This window comes from Vibrio hangzhouensis (assembly GCF_900107935.1).
GTDB lineage: Bacteria > Pseudomonadota > Gammaproteobacteria > Enterobacterales > Vibrionaceae > Vibrio > Vibrio hangzhouensis.
Map to the genome: position 1 here is coordinate 349,978 of NZ_FNVG01000001.1, position 18,080 is coordinate 368,057.

The 18,080-nt window shown below is 46.2% G+C and carries 17 protein-coding genes; 6 read left to right on the forward strand and 11 right to left on the reverse strand.

Annotation, left to right across the window (positions count from 1 at the left end; all coding sequences use genetic code 11):
• Positions 1-26: 26 nt before the first annotated feature.
• The 7 genes from rbsD to C4S60_RS01525 all read right to left on the reverse strand — a co-directional run bounded on the left by rbsD (position 27) and on the right by C4S60_RS01525 (position 7,143).
• Positions 27-446 carry a D-ribose pyranase gene (gene rbsD, locus C4S60_RS01495; RefSeq protein ID WP_103878546.1) on the reverse strand — a complete coding sequence of 140 codons (420 nt, stop codon included), beginning with the start codon at positions 444-446 and terminating at the stop codon, positions 27-29.
• Between the two features lie 230 nt (positions 447-676).
• Positions 677-2,302, reverse strand: coding sequence for a sensor domain-containing protein (locus C4S60_RS01500; protein ID WP_146060832.1), 1,626 nt, complete (start codon positions 2,300-2,302; stop codon positions 677-679).
• Between the two features lie 178 nt (positions 2,303-2,480).
• A complete protein-coding gene (locus C4S60_RS01505; protein WP_103878620.1) occupies positions 2,481-3,059 on the reverse strand; it encodes a sugar O-acetyltransferase in 579 nt (192 codons plus the stop codon).
• Positions 3,060-3,406: 347 nt separating this feature from the next.
• The gene (locus tag C4S60_RS01510; protein WP_425275099.1) at positions 3,407-4,111 is read right to left on the reverse strand and encodes a type 1 glutamine amidotransferase domain-containing protein; all 705 of its coding nucleotides are present in this window, start codon (positions 4,109-4,111) and stop codon (positions 3,407-3,409) included.
• 105 nt (positions 4,112-4,216) lie between these two features.
• Positions 4,217-4,834, reverse strand: a complete 618-nt coding sequence (locus tag C4S60_RS01515; RefSeq protein ID WP_103878548.1) for a glutathione S-transferase family protein — start codon at positions 4,832-4,834, stop codon at positions 4,217-4,219.
• Between the two features lie 36 nt (positions 4,835-4,870).
• Positions 4,871-6,097, reverse strand: a complete 1,227-nt coding sequence (gltS, locus tag C4S60_RS01520) for a sodium/glutamate symporter (RefSeq protein ID WP_103878549.1) — start codon at positions 6,095-6,097, stop codon at positions 4,871-4,873.
• A gap of 137 nt (positions 6,098-6,234) precedes the next feature.
• Positions 6,235-7,143 carry a LysR family transcriptional regulator gene (locus C4S60_RS01525; RefSeq protein WP_103878550.1) on the reverse strand — a complete coding sequence of 303 codons (909 nt, stop codon included), beginning with the start codon at positions 7,141-7,143 and terminating at the stop codon, positions 6,235-6,237.
• Between the two features lie 131 nt (positions 7,144-7,274).
• On the opposite strand from C4S60_RS01525, the gene C4S60_RS01530 reads away from it, so the two are divergent.
• Entirely contained in the window at positions 7,275-7,937 is a 663-nt protein-coding gene (locus C4S60_RS01530) for an NAD(P)-dependent oxidoreductase (RefSeq protein WP_103878551.1), read from the forward strand.
• A 17-nt stretch (positions 7,938-7,954) separates the two neighbouring features.
• Here the strand turns inward: C4S60_RS01530 and C4S60_RS01535 are convergent, their stop codons facing one another.
• Both C4S60_RS01535 and C4S60_RS01540 read right to left on the reverse strand, forming a co-directional pair.
• A complete protein-coding gene (locus C4S60_RS01535) occupies positions 7,955-8,581 on the reverse strand; it encodes a response regulator transcription factor (protein WP_103878552.1) in 627 nt (208 codons plus the stop codon).
• 2 nt (positions 8,582-8,583) lie between these two features.
• Positions 8,584-10,350: a sensor histidine kinase gene (locus C4S60_RS01540; RefSeq protein ID WP_146060833.1), complete on the reverse strand. Its 1,767-nt coding sequence runs from the start codon at positions 10,348-10,350 to the stop codon at positions 8,584-8,586.
• A gap of 197 nt (positions 10,351-10,547) precedes the next feature.
• Here C4S60_RS01540 and C4S60_RS01545 point away from each other — a divergent pair, with 197 nt between their 5' ends.
• The 4 genes from C4S60_RS01545 (at position 10,548) to C4S60_RS01560 (ending at position 13,581) form a co-directional block, all read left to right on the forward strand.
• Positions 10,548-12,143, forward strand: a complete 1,596-nt coding sequence (locus C4S60_RS01545) for an FAD-dependent oxidoreductase (protein WP_160111315.1) — start codon at positions 10,548-10,550, stop codon at positions 12,141-12,143.
• 54 nt (positions 12,144-12,197) lie between these two features.
• Positions 12,198-12,596 (forward strand): cytochrome c3 family protein, encoded by a 399-nt coding sequence (locus C4S60_RS01550; protein WP_103878555.1) that lies wholly within the window; start codon positions 12,198-12,200, stop codon positions 12,594-12,596.
• Positions 12,597-12,605: 9 nt separating this feature from the next.
• The gene (locus C4S60_RS01555; RefSeq protein WP_103878556.1) at positions 12,606-13,172 is read left to right on the forward strand and encodes a cytochrome c3 family protein; all 567 of its coding nucleotides are present in this window, start codon (positions 12,606-12,608) and stop codon (positions 13,170-13,172) included.
• Between the two features lie 142 nt (positions 13,173-13,314).
• Positions 13,315-13,581 (forward strand): DUF5062 family protein, encoded by a 267-nt coding sequence (locus tag C4S60_RS01560; protein ID WP_103878557.1) that lies wholly within the window; start codon positions 13,315-13,317, stop codon positions 13,579-13,581.
• A 5-nt stretch (positions 13,582-13,586) separates the two neighbouring features.
• On the opposite strand, the gene C4S60_RS01565 is transcribed toward C4S60_RS01560, so the two are convergent.
• Positions 13,587-15,335, reverse strand: coding sequence for an SgrR family transcriptional regulator (locus tag C4S60_RS01565; protein ID WP_103878558.1), 1,749 nt, complete (start codon positions 15,333-15,335; stop codon positions 13,587-13,589).
• A gap of 198 nt (positions 15,336-15,533) precedes the next feature.
• Between C4S60_RS01565 and C4S60_RS01570 the strand changes: the two genes are divergently transcribed.
• Positions 15,534-16,925, forward strand: a complete 1,392-nt coding sequence (locus C4S60_RS01570; protein WP_103878559.1) for a glycoside hydrolase family 1 protein — start codon at positions 15,534-15,536, stop codon at positions 16,923-16,925.
• 97 nt (positions 16,926-17,022) lie between these two features.
• Here the strand turns inward: C4S60_RS01570 and C4S60_RS01575 are convergent, their stop codons facing one another.
• On the reverse strand, positions 17,023-18,024 hold the full coding sequence (locus C4S60_RS01575; protein ID WP_103878560.1) for a LacI family DNA-binding transcriptional regulator: 1,002 nt from the start codon (positions 18,022-18,024) through the stop codon (positions 17,023-17,025).
• Between the last annotated feature and the right edge of the window lie 56 nt (positions 18,025-18,080).

Consider the following 18,080-nt stretch of genomic DNA (forward strand, 5'->3'; position numbering starts at 1 on the left):
GTCCTGTACTGTCTGTAGAGGTTGGACTAAAAAACGACGCCCGCTTGAAAAATAACGTTAGCGTAAGGGGTACATTCTCCGGTTCTCACTACCGCTCTGGAGGCCTGAGTTCTCACTTTAAAATTCTCGTGAGAAACATAAGATACCGAGATCTCTCTGCCTGTTGCCTTTTTCTCATTATCAATGACAGTAAGCAGCTCATCATGAAGCACCGGGCTCACTTGTTTAAACTCCTCTGCCAGAATAACTCCTTCAATTTGCGCTTCGGAAAGATACACTTTTACTGTATCCAGAAATGTGGGGACACCATGAGTAAGTGCAAGGTCAATGCGTTGAACTTCCTCTGCAATAGGCAGTCCGGCATCGCAGATTGTTACTTCGTCGGTATGACCTAATGTCGAGACCACATAGGACAGTTCAGAGTTAATTAGGGCGCTTTTTTTCATGTCTTTTACCTGCTTAATGCGGCTATATCGAGACGGTATTCTCAGGATAAATATTTTTGATAATTCTGTCATCGAAACGTTTCGATGACAATCCTAGCCGAGCGGTGAAAAAGATCGAGTGACTGTATAAGCAAATGTGAGCGAGATCTGACTATCGAAACGTTTCGATGAGTTTTTCGTGAAAAGTTTCAAATTGTGACAATGGGGAAAAAAGAAGAGAAAATAAAGAATTAATTGCCTTGTTGCATAAAGTAGGAAATGTATGAACCAGAGGCAAAGTTGCAACCAATGGCTTTTAAAGATTCAAGCTGATCTGCTGAGGTTACGCCCTCTGCGATGGTATCTATATTCAATACATTTGCTAGCCCAACAATGGCCTTAGCGACTTGTTGTACTGATTGATCCTGAGCGATTTCTTCCGTCAACTGAGCCCCAACCTTGAGTTTCTGAATGGGCAATGCGCGAAGTTCTGAAATCGAAATATGCCCCATGCCAAAGTCGGCTACCGTTATCTGGCAACCAAGCTCCACCAATTGGTACAGTTCATCCACACACCGCTTCTTTGAAAGCATGTCTTCAAACACTTCTAACACCAAACAGCAAGCTGGCAATTTATAGCTTTCAAGTATCTCTGCAACTTCTTGCACAAACAACCCGTGACCGAAGTTTTTAGAGGAGACTTTAACGGCAACAGTCTTCAACTCCCCCACCGTCGCGTACTTGCATGCCTGATCGATAGTAAAAAGATTCAGCTTACGTACCAATTGAGACTCTTCAGCAATCGGAATGAATTCAAATCGGTCTACATTCCCCAAAACAGGATCACACCACTCCAGCCGACTTTTGTAGGCAACAACTTGAGTCTTATTAAGGTCAATCACTGGCATAAAGCAGACTTCAATTTTGTGGGATTCGATCGCTTCTGAAAGTCTCTGTGCTAGCGCTTTCTTACGCCCCCACTGAGCCCCCATCTCATCGTTGTAGCTCATCCACATAGTTTGACACTGTTTTGCTCTGTACATGGCCAGATCGGCTTGTTTAAGCAATAAACTTGAAGGGATGTCTTTGCCGCTGTTGGTCGTGATCCCGACCGCCGCGGAGCCCCGCTCGGATTTATTGCCAATTTCGATATAGGCGATGGAATCAATCAATTGCTGTGCGTAGGACTCCGCCTTAGGCGCATCACAAACGGGTAGAAGCACGACAAATTCATCGCCCCCTAATCGGGCGACGATGCCATTATCTCCAATCACTTTTTTAAAACGACTCGCAACCTTCTGTAGAAATAGATCACCATAATCGTGCCCTTTACTGTCGTTGATCGACTTAAATTCATTTAGGTCAATTAAAAGCAGCGAATATGGCTCAACGAGATCCTGGTGCTCTACAAGAAACGCCTGAAGGTGTTCGAAAAATGATGTTCTGTTGGGAAGTCTGGTTAACGCGTCAAAATAGGCCAGATCACTTAATCGTTCAGTTAAGTTTTTCTCGGAGGTCACATCACGCTTCACCGCGATATAGTAATTTTGTCCCAGATACTCAAAGGGACTGATATGCGCCTTCTCGACGAAAAGCGTGCCGTTTTTCTTGCGATTGATGAGCTCACCATACCAGTCGTGGCCACTTTTTAGCTTGGACCACATCTCCTGGTAGGTTTTTGGACTGGTTTTACCCGAGCGCAAGAAGTTTGGGTTTCTACCCAACACTTCCTCTTCACAGTAACCCGTTAAGTGGTAAAAATGTTTGTTCGCGTATTTGATATGAGCATTCGCATCCGTGATCAGGACGGCGGCAGAAGCGCTTTCCAACGCTTTTTCCATCAAACCTAATGACAAATCAAAATCTGAATATTGCAACGATCAATCCACGACAAATAGAAAACTTATAGAACTAACGCGGACATGATAGATTTTTATGGAATGGACATCAAACAAAACGTCAAAAAATCGTTAGCTGAACAACGATTTTTTGACGCGGAGTTAAATTACTGTTTTAACGCAACTTTATACTTGAATAAAAGCTCTAGAGAATTCTCTACCGAACAGATTCCTGACCGTTATCAATCTCTTTAATCACTTTACAGGGGTTGCCCACCGCCAAAGCATTGGCGGGTATATCTTTGGTAACGACACTTCCCGCACCGATAACCGCATTGTCACCAATAGTAACGCCCGGGCAAACAATAACCCCTCCGCCTAACCACACATTGTGACCAATCTTAATTGGCAACCCGAACTCAACGGCCTCATCTACCCTACCTTTCACATCCAAAGGATGTCCTGCAGTGTAAATTTGCACATTAGGCGCGAATAACACATTGTCACCAATCTCTACGGTGTTAACGTCCAGTATGACACAATTGAAATTAGCATAGAAATTCTCACCAACATGGATATTCTCACCGTAATCGCAACGAAAAGGGGGCTCTAAGTATAGTTCGCCCGCTCTGTTCGGTATAAGCGCTTCCTGAGCCTCTTTCCATTCTGGGGTATTAGGGATACTGTCGTTTAACTTTTTTAATGTCTGGCGGCAGCGAACTCGTGCTTGAAGCAACTCTTCATCCCAGGCGAGATAAGGCTCACCTGCTAACATTTTTTCTCTTTCTGTTCTCATTGTCATAAGTCTAATTATTGGAATTAGGTTGAAATTGCCGCCATTCATCACGCAGGTCAATGCATTTTTGATATCGACTTTTCAAAGTTCTCACGCTTTGACTTGTTTTCTAAGAAAGATCACACTTTGTCGTTGTTTGGGTAAGACATTATTTACGCGCCTCTGGCATTCAGATAGAACTCAAACGCTGGTGAATACCTGCCCATCGGTGTGATGCCGGTCTCTGGGACACACTAATATAACGTTCAGCGACGCAGATTTTGATATGGTGGGTATCTTTATCGGATTAAATGTTCGAAATTAAGTGTCGTTGTTCTTAAAGAACCGCTGACAGAGCGGCCCTTTTGTTACTCTTTATTTAGTAATTCAACGATAGCTTGCGCTGCCTGTTGGGAACTTGCCGGATTTTGCCCGGTTACCAGAAGACCATCCACTTCGATATGCGGTGCCCAGTCGTCTCCTTTACAGTAAATGCCTCCACGGTTCACGAGCTCTTCTTCTACCAGATAAGGCACGACCTCTATTAGACCAACCGCACTTTCTTCACTGTCACTGAACCCTGTCACCCGCTTTCCTTTGATCATTGGATATGGCTCGTCCTCGTCGCTATTACCCACAGCATTGATAAGCACCCCGGAAGCATGACAAACAGCTCCTATAGGCTTGCTTTGGGCATAAAAATCGTCAATAAGAGATACCGAATCGGGATCACAGGTGAGATCCCATAATGGGCCATGTCCTCCCGGAAAAAATACCGCGTCATAGTCAGATGCTTTGACTTCCACCAGCCTTAGGGTTTGGGCCAAATGTGTCCTTGCCACCTCGTCATCTTGAAAACGGTGGGTTGCCTCAGTTTGATAGTCCGGTAATGCACTTTTAGGGTCGAGTGGAGGTTGTCCACCTTTAGGAGAACAAAGGGTGATATGCAGTCCTGAGTCCTTGAATACATAGTAAGGTGAAGCGAACTCTTCTAGCCAAAAACCAGTCTTCTCGTCCGTATTACCCAACCGATCGTGGGACGTTAACACCATCAGTATTTTTTTTTGACTCACTAGAACCGTTCTCCAATCAACACTTTCTTTAAAGCTAGTGAGTTTACGAGAAAATTCAAATCAGAAAGGTAATCCTATCGTCATCTTTCTGCTAAGAACTGTCAGCTACCCTGTTACCGCCGGACGAACGGTAACGGTGTCATACCAACGCTTAATATTGGGATAGACATCAAGCACCTCCAATTTAAGAGCATTGATTGCGACAACCACGAAAATATAAGCACTGATATCAGCTATCGTGTACTCTTGTGTCGCAACATAATCAGATTCGGATAACTGTTTATCGAGTTTTGGCAGAAATAACTCTACACGATGTTTGGCCTCTTCTCCCCATGCCTCTACGCAATTTTCGCGATCACTGTAAATTCCTGTGAGGTTTCGAAAGGCCTGAAAAGCGTTTTGAATCCCCTCAATTTCAACAATGCGATTCCACATTTCTACCTTTGCCCGTCCAAGTACAGACTCACCAAATAGATTCAGATCGTTTGGCTTGGTTTCATCAAAGTATCGACAAATTGCCACTGTTTCACTAAGGAAAGTGCCATCATCAAGCTCCAACAACGGAACCTTGCCATTGGCACTTTTTGCGCGATAGTCGTCGCTTAGGTTGTCGCCAGCCCGGACATTAACCTCAATACGCTCCAAGTCAGACACGCCTATCTCGCGCAAGAAAAGATTCAGCCTCTTACAACTGACCGTGATGTCGTGTTCGTAAAGTTTCATGGCTATTCCTCAGAGTTAGCCGACTTCCAATGCGGCTTACATTAGTATTTTCATAAAGTAAGGGATGATAAACGCGTTGGCTAAATCGATAAAAAATGCGCAAACCAATGGCACGACAATAAACGCCTGATGCGAGTTACCGTATTTTTGCGCTACCGCCGACATGTTTGCCATAGCCGTCGGCGTAGACCCCAATGAGATCCCACCGAATCCAGAGCAAATCACAGCAGCGTCGTAATTCTTGCCCATCGCAGGAAAAATAATAAATAAGTTCACCAGTATCGCAACAACAAACTGTGCACCCAATATGGCGAAAATCGGTCCTGCCAAGTCAACTAGCGTCCATAGTTGCATGCTCATAAGTGACATGGCGAGAAACGTCCCCAGGGACATATCAGCAATCAAGGCAACTGCTGGTTTGTTAGCTGGCCACTTTGTACCCGTAATTCTTGGGTAGTTGTGAGGAACCAAATTGGACAAAATAATGCCGGCAAACAGACAGGTAACAAACAACGGAAGTTGCAGTCCTAAGTATTCGATTCCTTCATTCAGTATGACACCAAAAATGATGCAGGTGTGAATGGCCAGCATAGCGTCCAGAAAATCGTATGAGGTAATTTTTGGCATCGGTTGATCGTCTGCGATGCCCACATCCATCGCTTGCTGTTCTGCTGGCTTTAAGTCATATCGCTTGATCAGGAACTTTGCAATTGGTCCCCCCATGATACTGGCTAGAATCAATCCAAAAGTCGCACTTGCGATACCAATTTCCATGGCAGTACTCAGTGCGAACTGTTCCTGAATTCTTGGTGCCCATGCAATAGCGGTGCCGTGCCCACCAATCAACGACACCGTACCGCTTAACAGCCCGGCTACGGGTTCCAGCCCAAACGCGGTTGCTACAGAAATACCGGTCACGTTCTGAATTAGCATGTAGCCGATAGTGATAACCAGCAGGATAATGAGAGGCTTACCGCCTTTCATCAGGTCACCTAAACTGGCGTTGATACCTATAGTGGTGAAAAAGTAAACCAAGAGAACATCACGAGCCATGAGATTGAAGCTCACTTCAATCGATGTCGTCACATAAAATAATGCAAACAGCACTGAAAAAACGATGCCTCCTGATACTGGCTCTGGAATACTGAACTCCTTTAAGAAGCCAACGACCTGATTAAGACGCCGTCCTACAAACAATACAATAATGCCAAGTGTTACAGCGAGAAATGAGTCGATATGTACCACACCGTCTTCAATAGTCATAGTTTCCACTTCCTGTCAGATTCCTTTACCAACAGGATGGCTGTAATTCACACACTATCCAACTATTTTGATGAGAATTTTTCCGAGGTTGTTAGCTACCTCTAACGTATGATTATTCACCCAACCATTGACTCGATTTATTTCTGAGCTCTGCTACCTTCTTCAAGTAATGCCTCAATCAGGAGATCATAAACCCTTCTGACTTTTGCGCTTCTGTTCAACTCTCGATGACATACTAACCACATAGGGATTTCCACCGGAGGTCCCAGCGGCTCAAATACCCGAACTAATTGCGTATGATTGTCACCAATATCCTGTGGAAGGAAGACACACCCCATCCCCCGGATGGCCAATTCGATCTGCAGAGGCTGAAAATCACAACTTGTTGTGATGTTTTCTTCCGTAAGCTGCCAGCCACTTTGGTTTAAGATAGAAATGACCTGCGTGTTATCTTTGAAGCCGAGCACTCTCGCTTTGCGCATTGCTGCGCTGCCGCCACCTTGGTCATCGGCCAGATTGAGATGCTCTGCATACGTTGATGAAGCATAAAGCCAGACTGGTATCGTCTTAATTTTTCGGGCGATGAGTTCATTCTGCTCCGGTCGAAAACTGCGGATCGCAATGTCGGCTTCATGGGCGAGCAGATCCGAGACCTGATTAGAGACTTCAACATCAACGCGAAGTCCAGGTTCCAACTCACTGACTTTTTTCAAAATTTCCGGAAGTCGGTATAATGCATCGATCTGGCTGGCTGCGATGACAACTCTCCCTGTCATAGTGTGTACATTTCCATGAGCCGCCAGGCTTGCCTCCATTGCCACGCCCATCATAGGCCGAAGGATTTCATAAATGACTTGCCCGGTCTCCGTTAGTAACAGCTTATTGCCGGTTCTTTCAAACAACACGACACCCAACTCATCCTCGAATGCCTGTACTTGCCTGCCAATCGTCGGCTGAGTAGAGGAAAGCTTCACCGCAGCGGAGGTCAATGAGCCTAACTCCGCCGTAACAATGAAAGCTTTTGCGTGGTTCCAGTCAAAATTCATGCTCGTCTCTTCCCTAGCGTGGCCTTATCACGTTTAAGTATGCATTTATGCATACCAACAAAACAAGCATGCGTGAATACATGGGCAAATTCCAGTGTTAATTTAGTGATATAAGCTATAGGGAGAACGCTATGAATCGAGTGTGTATCGTCGGTGCATCCGGCAAACTGGGGCAGTACCTTATTGAATGGTCTCTTAAAGAGGGCTATCGCGTAAACGCTGTGTGCCGACCACAGAGCGTGGATAAACTGCAACGCTTTGGAGACCAGATCGATATCTATCCAGCGTGGACAGACAATCAAAATGTGGTCGCGCAAGCCATTGAAGGCTGTGACGCGGTATTAACCGTTCTGGTTCCCTGGGGACTGAATGACTACTCCTCTGGCACAGCCAAAGCCGTTCTTAATTCGGCCCCGGCACACGCCAGACTGATTTTTTCTTGTGGATGGCATATCTCTAAGGACGGTAAAGACCAGTATTCTCTTGCCTTTCGTTTGCTGGTCGCTTTGTTTGCGAAGCTGGCCCGATTGTTTCGCTTTGCCGATCTGTCTGATCAGGTTCGCGCCTGCTCCTTAATCTTCAACAGTACCAAGCCCTGGACTGTAGTACGAGGCAGCAACCTAGAGGAAGGCCCGTCACAAGGTTTACCCATTTGGCGCAAGCACACTCACGATCCGGCGCTGTCTCGTAATCTTACCAGAAGAACGGACTTTGCCCGCTTTATGGTCCACGCGATCAATAACAATGAACTGGTCCATCAGGCACCCGCAATTTCAGCGGTTTTGCAGGAGTGAATGATTAAACATTGATGTTACGGCAACGACGAGGCATCCAGTTTCGCCAATATATTCTGGCCATCAAAGGCGAGTTGTATGCCAGATGACACCCCCATTTTTTTAAATAGATTATGGCGATGAATCTCTACTGTGCGAAGCGCGATACACAGCTCATCTGCAATGACCTTATTCGCCTTGCCCTGAATAATAAGGGGGATAAGATCCTTTTCCCTCTCTGTCAGAGTCGCAATCTTAGCCTCTAAATCCTCGTGCTCCTGACGGGTCACAGACAGATTCATCGCCAACTCCTGAGCTTGGGCTACGGCAGTACACAGTTCCTCGCCCTTCACTGGTTTTTGTAGCAGATCATTCGCACCACGTTTAAACGCGGTTTTGGTTATCTCTACATTGGCGTGCCCGGTTAAGAAGATAATCACAAGATTACTGTCGTTATCTATCAAGGCTTTTTGCAATTCCAATCCATCAATTCCTGGCATATTGATATCAAGCAGAACCACGCCAGGCTGGTCAATTCTGACCTGCTGCAGAAAGCTCTCTGCATTTATAAACCCTTTTACGTTAAAGCCTTCACCCTCCAATAACCAGGTGACAGATTCAATAATTGCAGCGTCATCATCGACTAAGTAGACAGGACAAAGCATCCCTATTCCCCCTCCGCATCCAGTGGTAATGTCATCACAAAACAAGTTCCCTGAGACAATTGCTGGGCCTTGATCGACCCATTGTGAGCTTCAATGATTCGTTTGCAAATCACCATTCCTAGCCCCAGTCCTGATACCTTAGAGCTGTGAAATGGCATAAAGAGCTGACTCAACTGTTGGTCTGACATACCAATTCCATTGTCACAAATCGCAATAGTTAGCTGGCTTTCTTTAAAGCCAACCTTAATGGAGATTATCCGTTGGCCTGACTCCTTTTCCTTCAACGCGTCAATACTGTTTTGAATGAGATTAGCAATTACTTGCTGAATGAGAACGGGATCGATGTGCACATAGGTGTCCTCTATCAATAGTTCGATATGAATGTTTTTGCGTTCAAAAGTATGCTGAAAAATCAGTAATGTATTGTTGATTATCGCTTCTATCGAACAACGCTCTCTTTGATCACTGTGAACTTTCATGAAGTCCCGCATTCGTTGAATGATATGACTGGCGTGAATGGTTTGATGTTCGATTTTATCTAACGCGTCAATTAACTGCTGCTGCGTCATCTCCGAACGCTTCATTCTTTTTTTACAACCTGACGCATAGGTTCCTATTACCATCAACGGCTGATTGAGTTCGTGGGCAATCCCAGAGGCCATTTCACCTCCCAACAAGACACGCTGTGCCTTGTACAATTGATTGGTTTCCTTCTCCAGCTGTTTAGAGGTTTGCTTGTGCTGATCTATCTCGTTTCGTAACTGCGCCGAACGCACGTGTACCAAATAGTTAACTCGAAAATGATAGCCAATAAACAGCAGCAACATACCGCAGCCAATCAACACCCAGCCGCGGTAATGGTCCCATAACCTTTGCCAATAAGATGGCTGAATGCTGACACCAATATCTTCCATCAGTCGATAAATAGCGCTGTCATCAATTGGGACTGACCATCCCCCATAGAGCCCAGCGACAGCAATTTGACTGGAAGCAGGTATCGTAAGCAAGAGTCTGGCAATATGATTGGCATAATCCGCTGGCACATGCTTCATCCTTGCCAGCGTCCAGTTTGGGTACAGCTGGCTTGAAGTGTGGCAGGCAAATGATGATTCAGGTTGCTGTTGACGCATCACTTTCAGGTTGTGCTCCGGTATGGTTCCGTCACGTACCTTGCGTTCTAACAAACAGGTAGGCGCGATAGCAAAATCGGCCTCTCCACTGAGTACTTTAGTCAGCAATGCCTGCTGTGGATATCCAATAAAAGTGAGGTTCTTTAGATCTTCCCTCTCAATACCTTCCGCAAGGAACTCACCAAGCATGACTCGAAATCCACCAAATGCCTTGGGGCTGACAGAGACAATAGAACGATTCTTAACCTCTTTAAGATTCTTGATGTCTGGTTCATCTGCTCGCCCTATCAGCGCCGAACCAATCGCATGTCGTGCTTCACCATGAAATGGGTTCAAGTTCAGCATTTTAACTGCCTGATGATTGTATTTGTAAAGCAGGAATTGAATACCATTGGTAAGCGTAAAGTCGACCAACTCACTACTGACCAGGCTATCAAGGGTTTGGATATCAGCAGGAACAATGACAAAGTGATAGTCAGGCAACGCACCATTGAGGTAATCCACCGTCGGTTGCCATCGTGTCAGTGTATAAGCGGGGCCATTAAAAGCCAGAACCCCTATTCTGACCAACGTCTGTTCCGCCATAGCAGCGAAACAGGCTAAGAGACTCAGCAGCCCCATCAACATTCTCGCTTTCAATTATTCCCTCGCAAAACAAGCAGCATCTGAATACCTGTTTAGCCTCTCATACTGATAATTTGAATATTTGTTTTAGATCAAGCAACACCACTAAGTGCGGTTTACCACTATAGAGGTAGAACAGATTCCCCTTAACAATGTCCCATATCGAATTTCAAAAAATAACAAACACATTCGTGTAAATGGAGCAAAAGATTATGTCTGAAACTAATTCACGTCGTAATTTCTTGAAAATGAGCTTAGGTGCAGCCGCAATCGCACCCGTATCCGCACTTGGTCTTTCTTCTACTGCATTCGCAGCCACTAACCCAGCGAAAGTGAACTGGGATGAAGAAATGGATGTTCTGGTGATTGGCTCCGGCATGTCCGGAATGATTGCTGCAATCCGAGCCGCAGAAACCGACGCAACTGCAAAGGTCGTTGTCGCCGACAAAATGTCGCGTTTAGGGGGATCATCACTGATTTCCGGCCTAAATATGGCGGTTGTAGGATCTGATCTACAAAAGAACATTGGAGTGACCGACGATTCCTGGGAGCTGCTGCTCAAAGATATCGAACGAGAAGCCAAAGGTTATAATCATCGTGAACTCACCGAAGTCGCCGCGAAAGGCACGTTGGATCTCTACAACTTCCTCAAAGAGCACGGAGTAGAATATGACATGTCTATCGGTGGTGGTACGGGCGTCAAAAAGCTAGGAGGTCACTCGAAACCACGCTGTGTATGGCCTAAGGGGGGCGGTACTGAGGTCATCAAAAAACTGCAAGGTTACTGCTCCGCCAATTTAAGCAACGTTGAAATACGCAAAAAGATATTTTTGGAAGAGATTTTGCGTAACGAGCAGGGACGAGTGATCGGCGTTAAGGTTCGTGAAAAGTACCGATTTAGCCGTAAGCATGATGATCTTGGAGACAACGATAACCCCGATATCAACAAATCCGGCAAAGTGAAGTACTACAAAGTTAAACGTGGCTTGGTCATGGCGACAGGCGGCTACAATCAGGATAGAAAATTCCGCGGCGACGAAGTGGGCACCATGTACAACGCGGCATCTACAACTCAACCAGGCGCAACCGCTGGTGCAATCAAAGCCATGGTTAACGCAGGATTCAAGCCTATTCACATGACGCTTTTCCGATTTGCCTTCCCTGTTCCTACGGAAGACATTCGCTGGGGTATTCTGGTCAACCCTCGCACAGGAGAGCGTTTCGTTGATGAATACAACAACAACGACCGTCAGGCTATAGGAATGGCCATTCTGGAAGAACGTCGTCATATTGATGGTGAGCATACCGTTTTGATTTACGACCAAAAAGGGGCTGACCATTACCATGATCAACAGCGCTTTCATTTGTCACTTGAAGGTAAAAACGGCATCAACGGTACCATCTGGAAGTTCGATACTTTAGAGGCGCTCGCCGACAACTTTAAAATGGACGTCACTAAACTCAAAACCAACATTGAGAAATACAACACCAATATGGCGCAAGATCAAGACGAGTTTCATAAACCGAAAGGCGTATTGAAGGAAGCCACGTCCATTTCTAAAGCACCTTACTACGCGATGCAGTTGAACCCCCGTTACAACTACGCACAAGGCGGAGCCATGATTACAGCCAATGCGGAAGCAGTCGATGTCGTCACAGGCGAACCCATCGAAGGTGCCTTTGTTTGCGGTGAGGCCTCAGCAGGCACTTATGGTTACATCCGTTTAACGGCCTGCTCAACAATTGACTGTGGTGCTTTTGGCATGGTCGCCGGCGTGAATGCCGCGAAAACAAAACCTTGGGCTTAGCCCTGTGGCATAGGGTGGTTTTCGCCACCCTTCAATCAATCAGACATATTGCTTATGAAAACAATATTACTTTATTTATCCCTGCTTCTGATGACCTTTGCTTCACCTTGGTCACTAGCCAACGACGAACCAGACTGGGACTCGTTATCTGAGGAGTACACTTTGAAGCCTCATCACAAGGCCTTAAAGTTTGACTGCGTAATGTGCCACGAAGGCAACGACCCCGACGAGTTTGAACCTCTCGAAACAGAAAACTGCCTTTCCTGTCACGGCAGTGCTCAAAAAGTCGCCGACCGTCTGAAGTTCATGGACGCAAACCATACCAATCCTCACAACTCGTTCCATGATGCCTTGTCTCTTGACTGTTACGAGTGCCATGCCGAACACGAACCGTCAACCAACTTATGTGCGGATTGCCACACCACCACGTCCTGGATGGGCAAAGTGCCATAGGGAGTAGATATGAATAGAAAATGGTTTATCTTGATCCTGGTGTTCATTGGCGGATTAATTGGCACAGGAGCCAGCCTGGTCACTGCAGAAATTGCCCATAAAACCGGTGACGCTGAATTTTGTGGCTCCTGCCACTCCATGGAACCAATGGCAAACACCTTCAAACAAGACACTCATGGAGGCAACAATGAGCATGGTTTTGTGGCTCAATGTGTGGATTGTCACCTGCCTCAGGATTCTGTGTTCGGTTACATGCTTGATAAGACAAAACACGGCATCAACGATGTTTTTGTAGAAAACTTTACCAACACCGACGAGATCGATTGGATTGCTCGTCGAGAAGAACGTGAACGCTTTGTCTTTGATAGCGGTTGCCTGAGTTGCCATCAGGCACTGCTAGACAAAACAACCGCAAATAATCCTAAGTCGCTACAAACGCATGCTCACTACAAAAAGCAGTTAGAGGAAAACGACCCGATTCAATGTGTTTCATGCCATGTCACCGTCGGGCATAATGGTCAGCTGAGAAGCGAACTCAATAAAACACATCCCGAGTTTACTTTCGAATCTCACTAGCTGATCTTCGATAACATATATGGGGCTTTGCCTGTCAAGGTCCCATTGCTATAAATACCCATTAATCGAGTCGCTTCAAACACCGCTAAGACAGAGTGCGATATACTGAATCCAATACTCAGCAACTTGGTTGGATACGCCTATGTCGAAAACGGTAAAAATTCACAATGAAGAAAAGCTGTTCAAAAAAGCGCTGGAAGTGGGCTGTAAGATGGCGGAAATGCAGGGATACCCAATTCACGATCAGTCAGCAACGCCCGCAACCAAAGCCAGAGCTCTGTACTTGTTTTTGGTCGAAGTAAGACAGATCGTTCCCCTTCCCGAAGATAAACTGGACGGACAAAATATTAAGAAGCGTCTTGCGCTCTGGATCCACAATGCGCTGCCAGACGGAGACCCTCTCAAATAACCATTTCAATCCAACTTATCTTCAATCCAGACATGCTTAAAGTCTGGCCAAGACCAATCGGTAATCGATACGCCCTGCAGCACACCACGCCAGCGCAGGGTTTGTCTATGATGAAACAAGGGCGATAACCAGTTTTCATAGATCATAATTGTCGCCATAGACTCCAGTTTATCCAGATAACCACTGACCTCGACAGATTGTCGCATCTCGGCCAAACCACCATCGAGCCACTGCTTCGCACTGTCTGGTAATCCATGGCGAAGAATCGCATCAGAGCACATCCAACGAAACACCGATATCGGTACGTTGTCATCAACATTAAAGCTGGCAATAATAATGTCTTCGGCAATCTCGCGCATTACAGAACGCTGATGAAGCTCTTCCAATGAGTAAACGTTCACCTTGGACTCAATGCCCATTTCATTGAGTTGGGTACTGATCACGTTGGCACAATCCAGAACTACAAGATGGTCGTAGACAGCAATATCCAGCTTCTTTGGAAGTGGTGTGTCTTGTTCATAAAGAGGTCGTATTGGCGTCCAACTGGGTAATAAGTTACGTGCAGGAACCGAAGCCATTAATAGTTCAGAGAGTTGCTCCTGTTTCAGGATGAACTCTGGAGAGAGCAGTTTACTCAAATAGCGTCTTTGCTCTGGTGTCAATGCATTGTGCTCATCATGCATATTAAACAACAGGTAGAGGCAGCCATTTTCAATTCGGGTCTGTGAACTATCGCCGCTGTGTACGTCATTTTCCAGCAGGTAATAAGGCTCGTCACTAGTTGCGTCCGCCTCTGCATGGCCTAGCTGAATCCGTTCACTGGGCGCTTGATCAAGCTGCCAAATCGTCACAGTATCGGTGAGTGAGCGCATCCCATAGTAGTTGTCATTAGCCTGAAGTCGCAGTCGCTCATTCGAGTGCTCGACCACCTGAAACGGACCACAACCGTCGACAGTCAAGGTATCAGCCTGCCCTATCTGATCCACAGGTTGAATCGAATAACGCAGATCAGACAGTAACGCCGCAAAACCAAGATCGGGACTACTCAACCTAAAGGTCACGCTCTGTTGATTTGCCGAGATTTCCTCTACGTGTGACAGTTCTTGTTGATATTCTGGCAAGGTGCGCAGTGCCTGAAACAGTTTTGCGACCCCATATGCATCCATCGTTGCGTTAGAATGAAAGCGCAGTTGGGGACGAAGGTAAAAGCGCCACACTGTAGCGTCGTGATTCGCTTGCCAGTGATGAGCAAGCTGTGGGATGACTTTGCCGTTCTTTTCACAGCCAGTTAAACATGCATAGATTTGCCTGACCAAAAAGCGTTCACTATTACGAAGCGGCCTATGGGGAAGCAAGGCATCGAAAACTCGTTGATAGGTAAGTTGGATATGTAGCTGCCCCTCACGAACCATAGTGCCAGATGTCTGCTGTAACAAAGCACCGAATCGCTGTTGGTCACCTTCCAGAAGCGTCATTGCCAACTCGTAATGTCCATCTTCAATAAGCGCTCGTCCCAGAATTTGTTTCAATTCCATCAGACTGTACTTGAGACGCAGCACCGATCGCTGATTACGACCTACCTTAGGTGTCCAAATGATCCACCCTCGCTGTTGCAGTTCCTGTAGCAGCGTCCTGCCATGACGTGGCGTCGTACACAAACACTCTGCCACTTCACCGAGCGAGGTTTGGATGTCAAATTTGGTGCCCAGCACCGACAACCGTTCATAGTATTGAAGTGCACGCTGATCTTTCATTTAAAAATCTCTAATACAGGGAAAGCAAACTACAAAAAACTTCCCCATTTTAGCCAAATGAGCGGATTTATGGCAACTAACAACCAGATAAAGCCAAAAACAAGAACAAAATGATTCAATCATCACTCTTTTTCCATTCCCTATATTGACGGATACTGGAGCCATACTCAAAAAGGCTAAATCGCAAAGAGGTAAACCATGACCCCGTTTCCTGACAATTTTCTTTGGGGCGGCGCAATCGCCGCAAACCAGGTGGAAGGCTCCTACCTTGATGAAGGCAAAGGACTTTCTACATCCGACATGCTGCCTTCCGGCATCCTGAGCCCTCACCAAACACGCGCAGAGCGCACACCAGGAATCAAAGATGTCGCCATCGATTTCTATCATCGCTACCCAGAAGATATCGCTCTGTTCGATGAGATGGGGTTTAACTGTCTGCGCCTCTCCATAGCCTGGACTCGAATCTATCCTAATGGCGACGATAACCAACCCAACGAAGCCGGCCTCGCTTACTACGATCGCATTTTCGATGAATTGGCCAAATACAACATCACTCCATTCGTCACCTTGTCACACTATGAAATGCCCTATGCACTGGTTGAAAACTATGGCGGATGGGGTGACCGTAGGCTGATTGAGTTCTTTGAACGTTACGTCACTACCGTTTTTGAGCGCTACAAAAACAAGGTTAAGCTTTGGCTAACGTTCAATGAAATCAACATGTCTCTTCATGCTCCATTTACTGGCGTAGGCCTGCAGGAAGACGCGACAGAACAGGAAATCTATCAGGCGATTCATCACCAACTTGTCGCAAACGCCAAAGCCGTTAAGCTGTGTCAGAAAATTGTCCCTGATGGCAAAATTGGCAACATGCTGCTCGGTGCTCTCAATTACCCCTACACCTGCAACCCCGATGACGTGCTGGCGGCGATGCACGAAAACAACAAGTGGCTATTCTTTGGTGATGTACAAACGCGCGGAAAATACCCGGGCTACATGTTGCGCTACTTCCGTGAAAACAACATCACTATCAACATGGAGCAAGGTGACTTGGAAGCGATTGCGCAGGCATCCGTCGATTTCATTTCATTCAGTTACTATGCAAGTGGCTGCGCTAGTGCCGATCCTAAGCAAAAAGAAGTGGGTAACATCGTGGATAGCGTGCCTAATCCCTACCTGGAGAAAAGTCAGTGGGGTTGGCTCATCGATCCGAAAGGACTGCGAGTCTTGCTGAACTTCCTATACGACAGATATCAAAAGCCACTTTTTATTGTTGAAAATGGTTTAGGTGCTCGTGACGAGCTGGATGAAAATGGCAACATTCAAGATGACTATCGCATTCAATACCTGAACGACCACTTGGTTCAGGCTCGTGAAGCGATACTCGACGGCGTCGAGTTAATGGGCTTTACCAGCTGGGGCCCCATTGACCTGGTTGCAAACTCCACTGCAGAAATGAGCAAACGTTATGGATTCATTTATGTTGATCGCCACGATGATGGAACAGGCTCACTGGAACGAAAGCGGAAAAGGAGCTTCTACTGGTATCAAGAGGTGATTAAGTCGCAAGGTGAATCTCTAACCAACTAACGTAGTGCTTTGTTAGCGCCTGCAGAAACTCGATAGAAGCGGTCAAGTCGTGAGTGACTTGACCGCTTTTTTATCAATTCGAGATTGTACAGTGCTACTAAGCAATTGCCTTAGTACTTTCGCGCACCACCACCTGAACGGGAGGGATATTGTAACGGGGTTGATTATCGCTGATCAGATCCAGAAGATATTTGACACCAATTTCGCCCATTTCGGTGAAGGGCTGTCGCACTGTTGTCAACCTGGGGATGTAATATTCATCAATAGGAAGATCGTCAAAACCAATCACAGAGACATCCTCCGGAACTCTGAGGCCATGCTTATGCAACGCCTGAATAACGCCAAATGCACTAAGATCATTCGCTGCAAATATCGCGGTTGGCACCTGCCCGGCTCTGATGGCTGTGCGCATGTTTAAGAATGCTATCCGAGACTCGAAGTTTCCCTCTATCAACGTACCGGCTTCTAGTTCTAGCCCTGCTCGCTCCATCGCTCGCTTGAATCCATTAACGCGATGTTGGGCCTCAATATTGTAGTTTGGACCAGTAACATGAACGATTCGTTTATGGCCTAACTGAATCAGGTGGTTGGTTGCAAGATAACCGCCCATTTCATTGTCGATGTCAATTAACGGCAATATGCCCTTCCCACGGCGGCACATTAGCAGCGTAGGTACCTTTTTAGCGATGGCTGCAATCTCCTGCTCATCAAGCTCTCCCCCTATCACGATCAGTCCATCTACTTCACGGGCTATCAGATCTTTAAGTTCGTGCCGCTCTCTGCTCTCTTCCCAATTCGTGGTCTCAATGATGATGTCATAACTATGATGACGCATGGTTCGGTCCATGCCTGACAAAATACGGCTCACGTAGGGCGTGTCAAACGAAGGTGCAACCACGCCAATTTTCATGTTTCGTTTGGTCTTAGGCTGAGCTTTGCGTTCTTTGGGCTTGAAACCCAATTCAAAAATGGCTCGCTCAATAGCATCCACCTTATCCTTAGCAATGAAAGACGTGCGATTGAGGTACCTTGATACCGTGCTCGGTGAAACACTGGCCAACTTTGCGACATCATAAATAGTGGTTTTCTTTTGTTTCATATGGCCAATTTCACTGCATTCCGTTTTGTGCTGTTTCGAACATTACCAAGTCAGAG